The 17,599-nt window shown below is 36.9% G+C and carries 8 protein-coding genes, 1 pseudogene and 1 CRISPR repeat array (1 of these 10 running past the window's edge); of the genes and pseudogenes, 3 read left to right on the top strand and 6 right to left on the bottom strand.

Annotation, left to right across the window (positions count from 1 at the left end; translation table 11 throughout):
* Positions 1 to 62: 62 nt before the first annotated feature.
* From fusA to DSM106972_RS12770, 4 genes are all read right to left on the bottom strand, one after another.
* A complete protein-coding gene (fusA, locus tag DSM106972_RS12785) occupies positions 63 to 2,153 on the bottom strand; it encodes an elongation factor G (RefSeq protein WP_127081063.1) in 2,091 nt (696 codons plus the stop codon).
* Positions 2,154 to 2,527: 374 nt separating this feature from the next.
* Positions 2,528 to 2,902, bottom strand: coding sequence for a hypothetical protein (locus DSM106972_RS12780; protein WP_127081062.1), 375 nt, complete (start codon positions 2,900 to 2,902; stop codon positions 2,528 to 2,530).
* 25 nt (positions 2,903 to 2,927) lie between these two features.
* Positions 2,928 to 8,294, bottom strand: a complete 5,367-nt coding sequence (locus DSM106972_RS12775) for an ATP-binding sensor histidine kinase (RefSeq protein WP_127081061.1) — start codon at positions 8,292 to 8,294, stop codon at positions 2,928 to 2,930.
* A gap of 130 nt (positions 8,295 to 8,424) precedes the next feature.
* Positions 8,425 to 10,374 carry a flavin monoamine oxidase family protein gene (locus tag DSM106972_RS12770; RefSeq protein ID WP_127081060.1) on the bottom strand — a complete coding sequence of 650 codons (1,950 nt, stop codon included), beginning with the start codon at positions 10,372 to 10,374 and terminating at the stop codon, positions 8,425 to 8,427.
* Between the two features lie 179 nt (positions 10,375 to 10,553).
* Between DSM106972_RS12770 and DSM106972_RS54865 the strand changes: the two genes are divergently transcribed.
* The 3 genes from DSM106972_RS54865 to DSM106972_RS12760 all read left to right on the top strand — a co-directional run bounded on the left by DSM106972_RS54865 (position 10,554) and on the right by DSM106972_RS12760 (position 14,826).
* Positions 10,554 to 10,682 carry a hypothetical protein gene (locus tag DSM106972_RS54865; protein WP_267901101.1) on the top strand — a complete coding sequence of 43 codons (129 nt, stop codon included), beginning with the start codon at positions 10,554 to 10,556 and terminating at the stop codon, positions 10,680 to 10,682.
* Positions 10,683 to 10,813: 131 nt separating this feature from the next.
* A complete protein-coding gene (locus tag DSM106972_RS12765) occupies positions 10,814 to 13,936 on the top strand; it encodes a CHAT domain-containing protein (RefSeq protein WP_127081059.1) in 3,123 nt (1,040 codons plus the stop codon).
* A gap of 386 nt (positions 13,937 to 14,322) precedes the next feature.
* Positions 14,323 to 14,826, top strand: a complete 504-nt coding sequence (locus DSM106972_RS12760; protein ID WP_127081058.1) for a GNAT family N-acetyltransferase — start codon at positions 14,323 to 14,325, stop codon at positions 14,824 to 14,826.
* A 26-nt stretch (positions 14,827 to 14,852) separates the two neighbouring features.
* Here the strand turns inward: DSM106972_RS12760 and cas6 are convergent.
* Positions 14,853 to 15,682 (bottom strand): annotated as a pseudogene (gene cas6, locus DSM106972_RS12755) (CRISPR-associated endoribonuclease Cas6).
* Between the two features lie 143 nt (positions 15,683 to 15,825).
* Positions 15,826 to 16,845, bottom strand: coding sequence for a PDDEXK nuclease domain-containing protein (locus DSM106972_RS12750; RefSeq protein ID WP_127081057.1), 1,020 nt, complete (start codon positions 16,843 to 16,845; stop codon positions 15,826 to 15,828).
* A gap of 71 nt (positions 16,846 to 16,916) precedes the next feature.
* Positions 16,917 to 17,599: direct repeats of the CRISPR family, unit length 37 nt; unit sequence GTTTCAATCCCTATTAGGGAGTAAGAGAAATTGTAAT (it continues 1,097 nt past the right edge of the window).

The raw sequence follows: 17,599 nt of genomic DNA, 5'->3' as shown, positions 1-17,599 counted from the left end.
ATGTGTAAGTACTAAATCGGTTCAATTGGAACGGAAAATTTTCCGTCCAATCAAAATTAATACTATTTCGCAGCAGCAGCTTCGCGTTCTTTGGTTTCTTTAATTACGGTCTCTGCTACGTTTGCAGGACATGGCGCGTAATGAGAAAATTCCATAGAAAACTGACCGCGACCAGAAGTCATGGTACGTAAGTCACCAATGTAACCAAACATTTCGCTCAATGGTACATCCGCTTTAATACGGGCGCCAGTAGGGCCTGTTTCTTGCGATTTAATGAGTCCACGACGACGGTTTAAGTCACCAATTGCATCACCCATGTAATCTTCAGGTGTAAACACATCGACTTTCATGATGGGTTCAAGCAACTGAGGAGAAGCTTTAGGTAAGGTTTGACGATAAGCAGCTCTAGCTGCAATTTCAAAAGCAATAGCTGATGAGTCAACAGGGTGGAAACCACCATCAACCAAGGTAAATTTCAAATCTACGCAAGGGAATCCTGCTAACACACCTTTGTCGATACTGCTTGCAAAACCTTTTTGAACTGCGGGCCAGTATTCTCTAGGTACGCTACCACCAGTTACCTTGGTCTCGAATTGGAAACCACTACCAGGTTCACCGGGTTCAACAATGTAATCGATTTTAGCGTATTGACCAGAACCACCAGATTGTTTCTTGTGGACGTAGCCATCTTCAACGCGCTTGGTAACAGACTCACGGTAAGCAACTTGAGGTTTACCAACTTCGACCTCAACACCGTGGGTGCGTCTAAGAATGTCAACTTTAATATCTAAATGTAACTCACCCATCCCTTTAATGATGGTTTCGCCACTTTCGGAATCAGTTTCAACGCGGAATGATGGGTCTTCCTGTACCATTTTACCGAGTGCAATCCCCATTTTCTCGGAGGTACCTTTCTTGGTAGGTGTCACCGAGATGGAAATAACTGGCTCTGGGAAGACCATTGGTTCTAAGGTTGCGGGAGCTTTGGGGTCACAAAGGGTGTGTCCGGTTTGGACGTTTTTCATCCCTACAATAGCTACAATGTCCCCAGCTTGAGCGGAATCAATTTCTTGACGGTCGTTAGCGTGCATCTCAACCAAACGGCTAATACGTTCGGTTTTACCTGTTGCGGTATTGAGAATTGTATCACCTTTGTTTAATACACCAGAGTAAAGACGGGTAAAGGTGAGGGCGCCGAAACGGTCGTCCATAATTTTAAACGCCAGTGCCCGTAATGGTTTCGTTGGGTCTACAATAGCAAATTGGCCAGTTTCGTTACCTTCTAAATCTACTTCTGGTTGTGGTTTTACTTCTGTTGGGTTGGGCAAGTAGTCAACAACAGCATTGAGTACTAACTGCACACCCTTGTTTTTGAAAGAAGAACCGCAGTAGGTGGGGAAGAATGAAAGATTAATAGTGCCCTTACGAATACAATGCTTAATTTCGTCGATGGAAAGTTCTTCACCTTCTAAATACTTTTCCATTAATGTGTCGTCTTGCTCGACAGCTGTTTCAATCAGCATCTCGCGGTATTTTTCGACATCATCTTTCATTTCGGCGGGAACTTCTTTGATTTCATAGTTCATTGGGTCGCCAGACTCATCCCATACCCATGCTTTACGGGTTAATAAATCTACCATCCCTACAAAATCGTTCTCTGTACCAATTGGTAGTACCATCACCAACGGTTTCGCTGCGAGAATATCATTAATTTGCTTAACAACTCGGTAAAAGTCGGCGCCAATACGGTCAAGTTTGTTAATGTAAACAACGCGAGCGACCTTAGAGTCATTGGCATAACGCCAGTTGGTTTCAGATTGAGGTTCTACACCACCACTAGCGCAAAATACACCGACACCACCATCAAGTACTTTCAGCGAACGGTAAACTTCAATGGTAAAGTCAACGTGTCCAGGGGTATCAATAATATTGAATTGGTGATCGTTCCAAAAACAGGTGGTAGCAGCAGATTGAATTGTAATGCCTCGCTCTTGTTCTTGTTCCATGAAGTCGGTCGTCGCCGCACCTTCATGCACCTCACCAATTTTGTGGATTTTTCCTGTCAGTTTCAGGATTCTTTCTGTTGTGGTGGTTTTACCAGCGTCTACGTGGGCGAAGATACCGATATTCCGATAACGAGTGAGGTCTTTCATGTTTTAACTAAACTACTAGAAACCGTTGGCGAATAGCTCTAAAATGGCACTATAGAATTAACTTGAGTTGCCTGTGAGCGCCAGCAAGGGCTGGATTTCCTTAACATAGAACACCGGAAGTAGTCCTGATGTTTTGAGAAAACTTAATAATTACACAATAATTATAAGCTAACCTGTGTTCCACAGGTTGGTTCGGGCATAAAAAAGCTAAGAGCCTTAATTTATGTCTCGGATTAAGCTAGCATAAATTTTCTGCAATGTGGGGCATTTTGTGGTAACCATGAGGAGATCCCCCCTAGCCTCCCTTGATAAGGGGGGAACAAGAGGCAGATTTAAAGCCCCCCTTAGTAAGGGGGGTTGTGGGAATTGAATTACTATTTAATAACTTGATCTAGTAGTTGTCTTGCAGGTTGTGCTTTAGTAAGTGCCGCTTGGTGGTCACTATAAGTACGAACAAGACGAGAAAGACCATTTACACCTGACTTTAGTTGCTCAAGTTCTTCCCCTTCTAGCAGTTCTCCATCAAGCATTCGTCCAATTAAAGGTTTAATATCGCCTACTTCTAGTCGAGCTTTTTGGAGTTTTTCTAACGCACTCAGTAAAGCTTTTAGCGAGTTTAAGATTTCGTCAATATCCTGGGCGCCCTCTACTAGTTCTGACGAATCTTTAACTGGCGCCAGGTCTTCTGCGTCTGAAATTTCAGACTCCACAGTAGATGTTTCGCTTTTTGCCCCATTTGACTTTGCCATTAATGCTTCCCTCTAGCAATTTCCCTTAGTTTACCGTTTTTAGCCCTACGGTTGAGGTTTTAATAGGGATTTCTAGTACAAATTTCGTTTTTTCCCCTAAAGTAGAGTTACACCACAATCGACCACCATGTTTATTGACAACGATTTGATAGCTAGTAGACAATCCTAAACCAGTACCTTTACCAACGGGTTTAGTAGTAAAGAAAGGGTCAAATAATTTACTATAAATTTCTTGGGGAATACCAATACCATTATCTTCAATGGAAATTTGGATTTTATCTTCTAAAACGTTAGTATTAATACAGATAATGGGATTTATTTTATTGTCAGTTTGAATTGATTCTTCCACTGCATCAATGGCATTAGTAAGAAGATTCAAAAATACTTGATTAAGTTGAGATGGATAGCATTCAATTTTAGGTAAAGTATTATATTCTTTAATAATTTGTATTTCTTGACCTTGTACTGCTTGCAAGCGATGTTTGAGTAGCATTAAAGTATTTTCAATTCCCTCATTAATATCAGCATATTTAAAATCAGCTTCATCATGACGAGAGAAATTTCGTAAGGATAAAATAATTTCTCGGATACGCTGCGTTCCAGTTTTCATCGATTGAAGAATTTTAGAAATATCCTCTGTAATAAAATTAATATCAAATTCCTCTAATAACTCCTGAATATTTTCTGATGGATGGGGATAATGTTCTTGATAGGCTTGAATTACTTGTAATAAATCTTGAGCGTAATTATTTAAATGAGTAATGTTACCATTGATAAAATTAGCAGGGTTATTAATTTCGTGTGCAACCCCTGCAACTATTTGCCCCATTGCTGACATTTTTTCACTTTGAATTAATTGGGTTTGAGTTTGCTGAAGTTGTACGAGTGCTTGTGATAGCTCATTAGTACGTTCTTTAACTTTTAGTTCTAACGTGTTGTAAAGTGTAGCATTTTCAATTGAGATGGCAGCTTGAGTAGAGAGAATGGGTAAAATCTCTAAGTGTGCGGAAGTGAATGCACCGTTTGTTAAATTATTTTCTAGGTAAATAATACCAACGAGCTTACCTTGATTTAATAGCGGAAAACACAAAACAGATTTAGGTTTGACTACATGAATGTAAGCATCTTGATTAAAATTACTTTCAGAGACTGCATCATTAAGAACAAGACTTTTAGAAGTGCGAATTACATAATTTAAAATAGTATCAGGTAAGATAGGCGTATTTCTGGTATTATCTCTTAAATAAATCGGATTCTCTAAGGTTACATTTATTTGCTCTAACTCACCAGATGTGACAATTTGCCATTTATTATTTTGCCGTAAAATTAGGTACCCGCGCTCGGCGCCTGCATTCTCCAGCAAAAACTGCATTAATTTTTTTAATAGCTCTTCAAGAACTATTTCGCTAGAAAGTGCCTGAGATGCTTTAATTACTGTATGTAAATCTAGTTCAATTTTACTGCTAGTAGTTGTTCCAATAGATATGTAATTCTGATTATATGTATTTTTAAAAAATTGAGAATATTTAGCTTCTATAATTTGTGCTTTTTTATTAGCTCCACATTGTAAGTACAAATAATGCGCTTCTTCAAATATACCTTTAGCAAATCGATGTTGCTGTTGCCAATACAATTCTCCTAGTAATTCCGTAGCAAATGCTTGTAACAGTACATATCCATTTTCTCTGGCATGTTCAATAGTCTTTAAATAGTAATTGTTTGCTTTCTCCCAGTCTTGTAAAGCTATTGCTTGTTCTGCTTCTATCAGTGTATAATACGAATAAAAATTTGATGGTGCTATTTCTGCCCAGTGCTTTAGTTTTTCTAAATTATCTTGCAATTGAGTGAGATATCTTTGTTTTAGGTCTAAATTTGTCTCTAAAGAATAGAGTCTAGCGCAACAAATAGCATAAAAGTGGCGAAATGTCATATTTATTAACAAACTGCCTGCGGCGCCTGCTGCTAACATTGGTTCAGCTCGTTGAGCATTTTCATAAGCTTGGGAATAATTGCCTAGAATAGTTTCTATTCTAATAATTTCTACTAAAGATTCGCTGACATCTGTGTAATTTTGTTCGGTGGTATATTTTTCTAGAATACCCTCAACATCGATACGCTGTTCTATAACATCCATAAGTTGAGCAAGATAATATAGTCGAATTTTTGCTTGTCCTAATTCTAGAGGGACGTACTTTTCACAATAATCATGCCATTGCTTACAACTTTCATACACTTCCAAGCAATGAGTGCTGCGAACCATCTTGCTAATATATGTACAAATCAAGCAGTAACTAGCAAACTGTAAATTACCAGTGCTATGACACAAAGTGTATGCTTCTTGCAAGGCTTTTTCATTGTCAGTAAAACTATTTTTCCAGGCTAAAGACTGAGCATGAGCGAGCATTTTTGTTTCGCCTCTATAATAAACCTCTGGAAACTGATGAACAATATTTAATGCTAGTTCGGCATAGCGAAAAGATAATTCTTTACACTCCATTATTGACAACAGTGTAGCTAACCAAGAAATGGCAATTCCTGATTGTGGAGTAATACCAAAATTCAGAATATGTTCTACACTCTTGCTAACTATATAATTAAATTTATTTGGCTGAGAAAAATAACAACTAATAATTGCTTTGTCGTAAAGGCTACCTATTAATATATTTATTCCTTCAGCTAACTTTAAATTATAAAAATATTCAATTGTTTCTGCTTGTTTCCATTTTTGTAAAAAAGATTTTTCTTCGTTTAATATCTCTTCTAAGCCAACTAGTATTTCTATACCTAAAACAACCAAACCTTTAATAGCTTCATCAAACGCAGGCGCCGATTTTCCAGAACTCTGTAAAATTCCACTATATTTTTCGTAACACAATGCTAGCTCTTTATCGTGTATTATATTCTTTGTAATTTTCTGAAATACCGTATCTGCTTTTTCTAGATATCCTAAAACAGATAATGCTTCAGCATAGTTAATATATAATTCCCAAGAGAGTTGATAAACTGTTTGCCAGCTATTTTCAGGTAGTAGCTCAATACCTACCGCAAAATATTTCAAAGCTGGTTCATATGCAGTACATGTCTTTGCTCTTTTACCAGCCTCAAGATTTAGCTGTGCTAATTCTCGTCTCTCTTCTGGTTTAACAATCAATTCGATTGCAAAGTTAAGCTGATTTACAACATCAAATATTTCATCAGAAAATACTTGTGAAGAAAGTTTTTTCTTCATTGTTTTTCCTATAGACCAATGAAGTATATTGCGCTCTTGTTCAGAGATTAAAGAATAAGCTGCTTGTTGTACTCTGTCGTGTGAAAATTCATAAGTAAAGATGACTTTATTGCTTAATTTATGATTTAAAGTGTTATTTAAGGCGCCGTTTTTTTTATCATCCCACTCTTGTATAACCTGAGAACTATTATCAACTAATAAAATAATATTTTGCTTTACAGCTTCCCAGAGTTCCTTAGCAATAGCACTAGGAGGTTGTTTTTCAACTAAAAATAATGTATGTGCATTAAAGCGTTTGCCACAACAAGCAGCTATTTTCAGAATGTTTTGGGTAGATGGAGGTAGTTTTTGAATTTTATCTGCGAGTAATTCGACTACATTATCAGTAAAATCTCTCTGTTGTATATTATTAAAGTCAAAGTTCCAATTACGTTGATTTAAGTCAAAGGTTAATAAATCATTTCCATACAGAGCTTGCAAAAATTGCCGAATAAAAAATGGATTACCTAAAGTTTTCTCCATTACTAAAAGAGCTAAAGGAGCAACAAGTTGAGAATCGCAATGGAAAGTTTCTGCAATTAAAGTGGTGGTATGCTCTAAATTCAGTGGTTTTAAAGTAATCGAGTTGATAATTCCTATTTGTTTTTGTACTGTATCTAACAGCACCATTAAAGGATGGATAGAGCTAACTTCATTATCTCGATAGGCGCCAATAATAAAGAGATATTTAGTTGTTTCATCTGTCATCATTAATTCTAGCAACTTGAGAGAAGCAGAATCTGCCCATTGCAAATCATCTATAAAAATAACTAAAGGATGTTCTTGCTGACAAAAAACATTGATAAAACTTTGAAAAACTATATTGAAACGGTTTTGTGATTCTGTTGGAGTAACTTCAACAACTTCTGGTTGCTTTCCAATAATGAGTTCTATTTCTGGAATTACATCAACAATTAATTGACCATTATTACCAAGTGCTGCTAAAATTTTTTCTCGCCACTGATTAATGCGTTCCAAACTTTCAGTCAAAATCTGCCCAATTAAATCAAGAAAAGCATTAACCAAAGCAGAATAAGGTATATTACGTTTAAATTGATCAAATTTTCCGGAGATAAAGTAACCTCTTTGTTGTGTAATGGGTTTATAAATTTCTTCAACTAGAGATGATTTACCAATACCAGAATAGCCAGAAATCATAATAATTTCTTGCTGACCCTGAGTCATACGCTCAAATGCATTCAAAAGCGTAGAAACATCTTGTTCCCTGCCATAAAGTTTTTGAGGAATATGAAATTTATCAGAAATATCTCGATGAGCAAGTGGAAAATCTAAAATTTCACCTGATTCCAATAACTGCAAACATTTTTCTAAATCACTTTTCAGACCAAAAGCGCTTTGATATCTATCTTCAACAGTTTTAGCCAACAACTTCATCACAATGTTAGAAATTAAGTTTGGTACATTTGAATTAAGTTGATTAGGAGGTATTGGTTGCCTAGCAATATGACAATGCACCAATTCCATTGGGTCTTTTGATTGAAAAGGTAATTGACCAGTCAAAAGTTCATAGAAAGTAATACCTAATGAATAAAAATCACTTCTATAATCTATTGAACGGTTCATTCTACCAGTTTGTTCAGGTGATATATAAGCTAAAGTTCCTTCTAATATATTAGGATTTTTAACAATATTTTTTTCTGATGATAAAATAGTTGAAATGCCAAAATCAGTTATTTTAATTTGATTGTTTGAGGAATTAAAAATAATATTTGATGGATTAATATTTTTATGAATAATTTTATTATTATGAATTTTAAGTAGAATATTAGTTATGGAAATTGCTATTTTCAGAAATTCTAAATTAGTAAGTTGTTTATCAGCAATCCATGCTTTTAAAGAAACACCACCAAAATCTTCTAAAATTAATGCCAATTTATTTTGTTGCTTTTCTAAAGCATACACTTTCACAACACCGTCAAAATTTAAAAGTTTAGAGATTTTATATTCATGATGATATTTATTAATTTGAGATAAAGTTGGATATTCATGCTGAAAAGTTTTGATAATAACAGGTTGATTATCCTGATTTCGATATGCACGATAAATAGTTGAGTAATGACCTTGATATATTATTTGTTGTAATTGGTAATCAAAAATTGACATAATTATTATATCCTTTATTTTTTATAACGCAAAGAAACCAGGTTTCTGCCCATTCATTTTCGCAGAAAAATCGCTATTTTTATTACAACATTTCGACAAAGAAACCCGGTTTATAATTCATCCATTTCACCTACGCAAAGGTTTTAAAAGAGGGAGACCATTGCGGATATTGAGGATAGTTTTCATTGTAATCAAAGCCATTTAGGAATGTACCATCCGTGTTGTTAACAATATGAATTACTGCATCTAACCCCAATCTCAATGCTGGTTCTGTCCACCCTCCTTCAACTGAGTAAGCTTCACCAGCAAAGTAAAGACTCGAAGTAGCGCTACGTTGCTGGTTGTATGTTAGTAGAGCATAATCCAAGTTCCAACTTCTTTGTCGATAGAGCTTGGCACAACCTCGATAAGTGGGTTTTCTCTCCCAGTGAATTACAACTGGTTTGCTTGTATCCACGTAGGGAGAAATTGGTGTTTGGATATTTTCGGCATTCATCAAAATATTATCTAGCTCACCAAGACACTTTTTGGCTAAAGTTGCATCATCCTGGTTAGCTTCTAATTTAATAGCATCATCTTCCCATGTATAACTAACTAGTAATACTCCAGGGTCACTATGAGATTTTGTGGTGACAGCTATACCATAAACATCTTGTAAAAAAGTGTCTGTATTAATGACTTGCGGAATGGGGTCTTTATTTGGATTAGGATTTGGTTGTTCCCAGTACCTTTGCTTTAAAGGATAAAATACTTTGCAGCTAGTAATCCAATGCGACTCTTTCAAACTCAGCGACACTTCTGGTGGCAAAGCACTAGAATCGAATTTTTGAAAAACACAGCTCATTTCTAATGCCCACGTTGGTGGAGTTACAATAACCGCGTTATACTGTGATACCATTGTATCTGTAACAATCTGAATATTATTTTTACTTAAATACTGAATTGCCTTTACTTGACTCTGTGTAAAGAGATTAATTCCTTCGTAAAGTTGAGTTGCTTGGTAAAGAGAAATATTTTTAACGAAGGGGCTAATTACTGGCTCATAAAAGAGACTTTCTGTTAATGCTTCTACGCCTAGATAATTTGGTGATTTTAATTGTAAACCGAAATTATCTCTAGTTATTTCTTTGTATTCTGCTCCAGGTGCAAAGTTGCCATTAATATCAAACTTACCTTGTATAAGTTGGTGATTGGTCGCGAAACCAAATAATAGTGTTCTAATTGGGTATAAACAAGAAATATCATAAAAGGCGCCCCAACCTCCATCACCTGCACCAATTACATAAAAATTCCATGCTTCTTGCTCGTTCATACCTAGACCACCGAAGTAGCCAGGGTGAGAGCATTTATACTCCTTAATAGCTTCTAGATATACCAAGTCACGGAAATTCATTGCCCCGTAATGATTAACCAAGCTGTGCCAAAATTCTTCCCATTGGTTTGTACCATATAGTTTTTGAACCTCTTTTGTAACCATATTGGCAAAATGAGTCCATTTATCGAGGATGGTCTTTAAAAGAGGATTTGGTGGTGGTTCTTGTTTTAACCAAATATCCAAGCGTGGTACTGTATAGGGATTTTTGGGGTCGGGTCCTAAACCATTATTTACATAGATTCCGGTGCTAGCAATCGCATCGGAAGCAGGGTCAGGAAAAGGTTGCGTCGTAATTCCAAACAAAGTGCAATAATAATCCAACACACAGTTACGACTACCCGGTTCGGTAAAAAATGGCATTCTCATGGCGCCCATTTCAAAAGTCGTGTATTGGTTATGTGCTGGAATAGAGTAAGTTCTTCCACCAATACGCTCACTGGCTTCATAAATATCAATATTGGTGTAGCCACAACGAAAAAGCTCCCTAGCAGCAATTAGTCCTGCAACACCGGCGCCAATAATAGCAATACGTATGTTTGGGTCATTGTTTTGAGCAATTGCGGTCTGTGATGCTCGTTCTAGTAAGTGGTAGTAGTTAAAATTAAAGTCGGCAGTATTGGGAAATGGAAACTGCCACTCGTGAGCGTTGGGTATTGCTCTTGATGCGGTTGGGCTAGTTTTGCTTAGACTTTTATGAATAGACATATATAGAGTGTGAGTTTTCCCTGTAGACAATTTTTCGAGTCACTGTATATAACATTCCCACTAGCTAAGTGTTTCTAACAGGGTCGAGCAGATTTTTGGCACAAAGAAGCGTAAAAGCTTGCTGCTAACAGAATTTTTCGACATCGCAGTTATTCTACTAGAAGCGATAACAATCAAGTATGAAACGTGAAACCCTAGCTGAATTAGTAGCTCGGACTGTAATTGAGTTTGAAAAACGCGAGGCACAGCTACAACAAGCCTCATCGATACAACACAAACCTAAGCATCGTAAGTCTAAAGCAGCTTAACCGAAAAATAGCAACGGATACAACGGATGTAACGGATGAATGATTTGTTAAAACAATACGTATCCTGATAATCATACTTACTTTTGTAAGATAAACTATCCGTTACATCCGTTAATCATCCGTTGCCTATTATGCTCCCTATTCGTGTGCAATCGTTCTTGATATTGCTGGCTGTTTCGGCGCCTTTAAGCATATTTTCGGTTGAGTCTTTTAGTGTGTCACAAGCTGTGGCACAAACGAGTAGTGATAGCAACAATCAAGCTGATAAGCTGATAAAACAAGGTGAAAAGTTACGTGATAGTTTGCAGTTGCAAGCTGCGTTGAAAAAGTTTGAAGAAGCTTTAAGTATTGCTCGTAAAAATAAGAACAAAGCATTTGAAGGTAAGGCACTCAATAATATTGGTAATGTATATGCCGATTTAAATCAAGCGCAGCAAGCCATTAGTTATTATCAACAGGGTTTAGAAGTTGCAAAAGCTACAGATAATACTGATTTAGAAGCGCGAATATTGTCTAATATTGGACTTACTTATCGAGATAGTGGTGATTCTAAGCGCGCGCTTGAATATTGTAACAAAGCTCTAACGGTAGCACGTCGAAGCGGCAACCATGAAACAGAAGCATTAGCATTCAAAGGATTAGGCGCCGTTGCGATTACGTCAGATATAGGTAAGGGTATAGAATATATAGAACAAGCTTTGGTTGCTGTGCGTAAAGCGAATGGGACGGGTGATGATAGATTACGTCAGCGTAATTTAGAAGTTACTATTTTGATGAGTATGGGCGGTTTGTACTATGGAATTGGTGTAGGGGGAGGATTAACTCAAACAGATGTAACACCGAGTCAGGCGCCTGGTAAATTAATAGATAGGTCATTAGAATATTATCAACAAGCTGCTGTAATTGCCAAAGAAACGGGTGATAGTTTACAGCAAGGCAAAGCACTTTCGGGGATGGGAAGCGTTTATAATATTAGAAGCGAATTTGCTGAAGCAATAAAGTCGTATGAGCAAGCATTAGAAATTTTCAAAAAATCAGACGGTTTACAGCTTCAAGTTCGAGATACCTTATCAAGTTTAGCTGAAGTGTACGTGAACTGGAATAATAAAGATAAAGCAATATCATATTATCAACAAGCCCTGGCGATAAATCAAGCAATACCTACTAATACTCCTGTTAATACCTTTGTTATTAATACCCAGCAAGGATTAATTCAAGTAAATATAGCAAATGCTTATGCGGATACAAGTAAGTACGAACAAGCGATTAAATTTTATGAGCAGGCAATAACAACCTTAAAAACATCTTTGAATAAAACTGGAAGTATTACAACATCTAACCTAACCGAGCAATTTTTACTACAGAATAATAAGTTACTAGCAAATCAAGGAATTAAAGTAAGTTATATAAAATTATGTGTTTCTTACAGGGTACTTGGTCAGAACGAAGCAAGCAACAAAGCTTGTAAAGACGCATCAAGTCAAACTGCATCAACTCCAGAAACACCACCGAAGAAAACATCAAAAGAATTAGAAGAAGCTCAACAAAGTTTAGCATCAGCGCAGTCAGTAGGAAATCGTAGTTTAGAAGCAAATGCACTAGCTAAGATTGGAAACGCTTATGCTGACCTTGGAGAAAAAGACAGAGCATGGGAATATTTACAGAAAGCAATTAAATTAGCTCGTGAATATCCCTTATTTGAGTATTTTGTCTTGTTTCAAGCTGGTTCATTTCAAGAAAAACAGCAGCAGTCTGATTTAGCCATCAACTATTATAAGCAAGCTGCGGCATCTGCGAGTAAAAGGAACCAAAAGCTAGAAGAGGCAAACATTTACAGTCATCTGGGTACACTTTACCATACTAGAAAAAATTTACCCGAAGCTACGACAGCTTTATATAATGCCATCAAAGTTTTTGAGTCAATACGAGTAGACCTTACAGACAAGAATCAAATTTCCATCTTTGAAACCCAAGCACAAGTTTACAGTTTACTCCAACAAGTCTTAGTATCTCAAAACAAATATCAAGAAGCGTTGGAAGTATCAGAGCGTGGTCGAGCTAGAGCTTTTATTAACCTACTCGCTGCACGACAATCTCAAAATAAAAGTAATCTACCAGAAATATTACCACCTACACTCAAAGACATTCAAAAAATTGCCAAACAGCAAAATGCCACCTTTGTCGAGTATTCCATCAGTAAAAACAAATCTGACATATATATATGGGTCGTTAAACCTACAGGGCAAATTGAATTTAAACAAGTTGATATAAATTCAAATACCCCTTTAAAAGATATAGTAGTAACGGCTCTCGACTCAATAGGCGCCACCAGAGGGTTGACAGTAGTGGCGCCAGAAAAGAAACAGCCACAAGCAAACGCAACACAAAAACTTCAAGCGCTCCACCAATTACTAATTGCCCCAATAGCTCAACATTTACCCAAGAACCCCAACGAAAAGGTAATATTTGTACCTCAAAACGAATTATTTTTAATACCCTTTCCTGCACTGCAAGACAACCAAGGTAAATACTTAGTAGAAAAACATACTATCCTTACATCACCATCAATTCAACTATTACAACTAACGTATGAAAGGCGCCTATCATCATCACAAGGAGCCTTAGTAGTAGGCAACCCAATAATGCCAAGCATAAAAGTTCGAGCAGGACAACCACCGCAACAGCTAGTTAGCCTACCATTTGCCGAAAAAGAAGCGCGCGAAATAGCCACGATACTCAACACAAAACCCCTAATAGGCAAAGAAGCCACAAAACCCCAAGTCAAACAACTAATGGGTCAAGCCAGAATTATCCACCTAGCAACACATGGACTACTAGACGACTTTGGTTTAGGTATACCAGGAGCAATAGCATTGGCGCCGTCTTCTACCAACCTCACCAAAGCACAACAAAATAACGACGGTCTACTAACAGCAAGTGAAATTTTAAACATGAAACTAAACGCAGACCTAGTGGTACTAAGTGCTTGCCAAACCGGACAAGGAACACTAACAGGAGATGGAGTCATTGGACTATCTCGTTCATTAATAGCAGCAGGCACAAAAAGCGTAGTCGTCTCTTTATGGAGCGTAGACGACGCATCCACCAAAATACTAATGACCGAATTTTATCGCCAAATGCAGAAAAACCCCGATAAAGGCGCCGCACTTCGCCAAGCCATGCTAACCACCATGAAACAATACCCCAACCCCGAACACTGGGCAGCATTCACCCTAATAGGCGAATCTATATAAAAACTGCGGCAAAACGTTTTCCCTCAACCTTGCGATATGCTACTGTCCGGATATAGTACTGTCATGCTGAGGAACGTTAACGCAGTTTTCCCGCAGGGTAGCATCTCCATAACTGTCATGATAAGGAACGAAACATCTCCATAACTGTCATGTTGAGGAACGTTAACGCAGTTTTCCCGCAGGGTAGCATCTCCATAACTGTCATGCTGAGGAACGTTAACGCAGTTTTCCCGCAGGGTAGCATCTCCATAACTGTCATGCTAAGGAACGAAGCATCTCCATAACTGTCATGCTAAGGAACGTTAACGAAGTTTTCCCGTTATCCGAAGGATATCCCGAAGGGTAGGGTAGCATCTTATAAATTTTGAACACACATTATTAATTCCATGATAATAAAAACACTAACAAAACATGACGCAGAAGACTACCGTCAAATTAGACTAGAATCCTTACACAACAACCCAAACTCATTCGGCACAATGTATCAAGAAGAAGCAGTAAAGACAATAGACGACTTCAGGGATAAAATACCAGTAGATAACAACAACTTTATATTAGGCTGCTACGACAATAAAAAACTAATTGCAATAGTAGCATTTCATCAAGAATCAAGAATAAAAACAAAGCATAAAGCCTACATACGTAGCATGTACGTCAAACCAGAATATCGGCGCCAAGGTATAGGTGAATTATTACTTAATGAACTAATTGAAAAAGCAAAAGCTATTAACGAGATAGAAATACTGTTACTAGATGTCGTCAAAAATAACGTACCAGCACAACAATTGTATCTATCATTTGGCTTTAAAATATACGGAATCGAAAAAATGGCGTATAAATTTAATAATCAATACTTTGATATAGAGTACATGCTTCTGCAAATTAAATGATAGAATTTTCTAAAAAACTTTGCTGTCTAGTTAGTTTGCCTGCGTACCATTCCCATTCCCATTGGTGTTTTCCTTCCGACTCCTGCGTATAAGGCAAAATCAGCTATGGCGTTAATTTGTTTGATGACTTCTGGTTCGACTTCTCCCATAATTTTATAGCTCACTTGCCCAACACAACCTATAAATTTACTGCGGGAGTCACTCGCTATTTCTGTGCGGATGTTGAAAAAGCTGGGAAAAATGCAATCTATTATTTCAGGCGATATTTCTATGCCACTATATTTGTTCCAGCGTTGTAGTAAACTTTTGAATACTGATTCTTTACTAGGTAATGCTGTATCGAAGTTTCCTTGCCGAAAAGCTGTAGGTGTGGCAAATGTAAAGTTGATACTTCGTTCGGCGCCGCTTGCTTGTTCGTATAATTGTGCATAAGTACAAGCGTTTGCCCAAGGTTGGTTTGACTGAGGTGTAACTTGGATGCTAGTAATAAACAAGTCAGCAGAACCTAAATGCCAAGCTTTTTCAGGATTTATATTTAACCAAAGCTGTGTGAGCTTACCAAATAAAGTGTCATCAAGTAAAGACAGGCGCCACCAGCAAGGTGTCTCAGGTAGTATAGGTTCTTGGTGTGCTGCCATTGTAGAATATTGTTTTTAAGTGCTGGTTGTCTACGGTGTACTTGTATGGGGGAAAGCGTAAAAGCTTTATCTGTGGTTGTATCATGAAGGATATCGCCTAAACTCTTATCTACTGAACTAACAAGGTTGAGAAATAAAGCATGATAATGTCTACCAGTTAAAAATTGTGAATAGATGCTTGACTGAGGTAGTAGGTTGAGAACTAAACTGTGAGGCATTTGGCTTAAAATTCTTAGATTTTAAATCTATTAAACACCCTCCAGAGCATTAGAAACCGGGTTTCTTGGTCGATAACCTGTAATACAAACAATGATTCCGTGTAGAAACCCGGTTTCTTTGCGTAGGGTTTACCACATTAATTTTACTCGATTCCCTCCAATAGCTTAGAAACTTGTTCTGGAGCGGGAAGTTTATTTTTGAGTTCTTGCGGGACAGTAGAAACTATTTGATAAGTTGCTACACCAATTGGTTTGTTGGACTCCCTAAGCGCATACTCTACAATTGTTTTATTTTTAGACTTACAAAGAATAATTCCAATCGATGGATTTTCATCTGGTTGTTTTACTGTGTCATCTAAAGCAGCTAAATAAAATTGCATTTTACCTACATACTCAGGTAAAAACTTACCAATCTTCAGTTCTACAGCCACCAAGCATTTCAAGAGCCTATGGTATAATAAAATGTCTATAAAATATTCTTCATCATCAATCTGAAGCCGATATTGACTACCCATGAAAGCAAACATTCCCCCCATTTCCTGTAAAAATGGTTCAACTCTTGCTAAAATAGCTTTTTCTAGTTGAGATTCGCTATGCTCGTCTCCTAACTCTAAAAAGTCAAAAATATACTCATCCTTAACAGCTAACTTTGCTTGATTGCGGATTTCTTCTGAAACAGCCTGCTGAAAATTTGTTTGGTTAAGTAAAGTTTTTTCATAAGTTTGGTTCTCTATTTGGTGAATTAAAACATTTTTTGTCCATCCAAATTTTTTAGTCATTCTAATATAAAATTCTCGTTCTAAATCATCTTTACACTTTTCTAAAATGACTATATTATGAGTCCAACTAATTTCTGCAACCATTGGTTGCAGTTTTTCATTCTGATAGTATGTTACATAAAAAATACGCATATTCCAAATATTACGAGCAGAAAATCCACTAATACCAGGAAACTCAGTTTGTAACTCCTTCGCTAACTGTTCAACAACTGATTTACCCCAGCTATTACCCTGCTGGCGCCCAACAATCATCTTACCAATATCCCAGTAAAGGGCGATAAGTTCTTTATTTACAGCCTTCAATGCTTCATACTGAGCAGAGCGAATACGCTGTTTAATTTCTAACAGAAGATTTCCGTACTCTTCAGGGATTGATTTATTCATAATAATTAGTCAATTCAATGTTGCTATATTGTAACATTTGTATTAATCAAATTAACTTGATAAATTTTTCAGTTTCAATCCCTATTAGGGAGTAAGAGAAATTGTAATCGATGCCAAAATGTTGTTTTAGCCCATTTAAATAGTTTCAATCCCTATTAGGGAGTAAGAGAAATTGTAATGAACTTACTTTGACGTGCTTGAGCATGTAGGAATAGTTTCAATCCCTATTAGGGAGTAAGAGAAATTGTAATAATAAAACGCTCAGTAATCCAGTTTTCAAACAGTGTTTCAATCCCTATTAGGGAGTAAGAGAAATTGTAATTCCTAGTTTTTCAAAACCAGGTAAACTTCACAATCGAGGTTGTTTCAATCCCTATTAGGGAGTAAGAGAAATTGTAATTCAAGACGCGATAAATTTTTTCCTTTTGTCCTCCATAAGTTTCAATCCCTATTAGGGAGTAAGAGAAATTGTAATTGGTAAAGGGTCGCCTATTTCTATCTGCAAAGTTACGTCGTTTCAATCCCTATTAGGGAGTAAGAGAAATTGTAATTCTATTTGGGAATGTGGCTGGGTTTCTCCGCATGGTTTCAATCCCTATTAGGGAGTAAGAGAAATTGTAATTTCTTATATGTATCCTGTTGCTTTTGATTCTTCGCGTTTCAATCCCTATTAGGGAGTAAGAGAAATTGTAATTTCCCCAATCACTAGCTTTGTTTATCATTGGAAGGTTTCAATCCCTATTAGGGAGTAAGA

The sequence above is a fragment of the Dulcicalothrix desertica PCC 7102 genome, assembly GCF_003991905.1.
GTDB lineage: Bacteria > Cyanobacteriota > Cyanobacteriia > Cyanobacteriales > Nostocaceae > Dulcicalothrix > Dulcicalothrix desertica.
The sequence above is the reverse complement of the archived record's forward strand: the minus strand, read 5'-3'. Positions and strand labels throughout refer to the sequence as shown.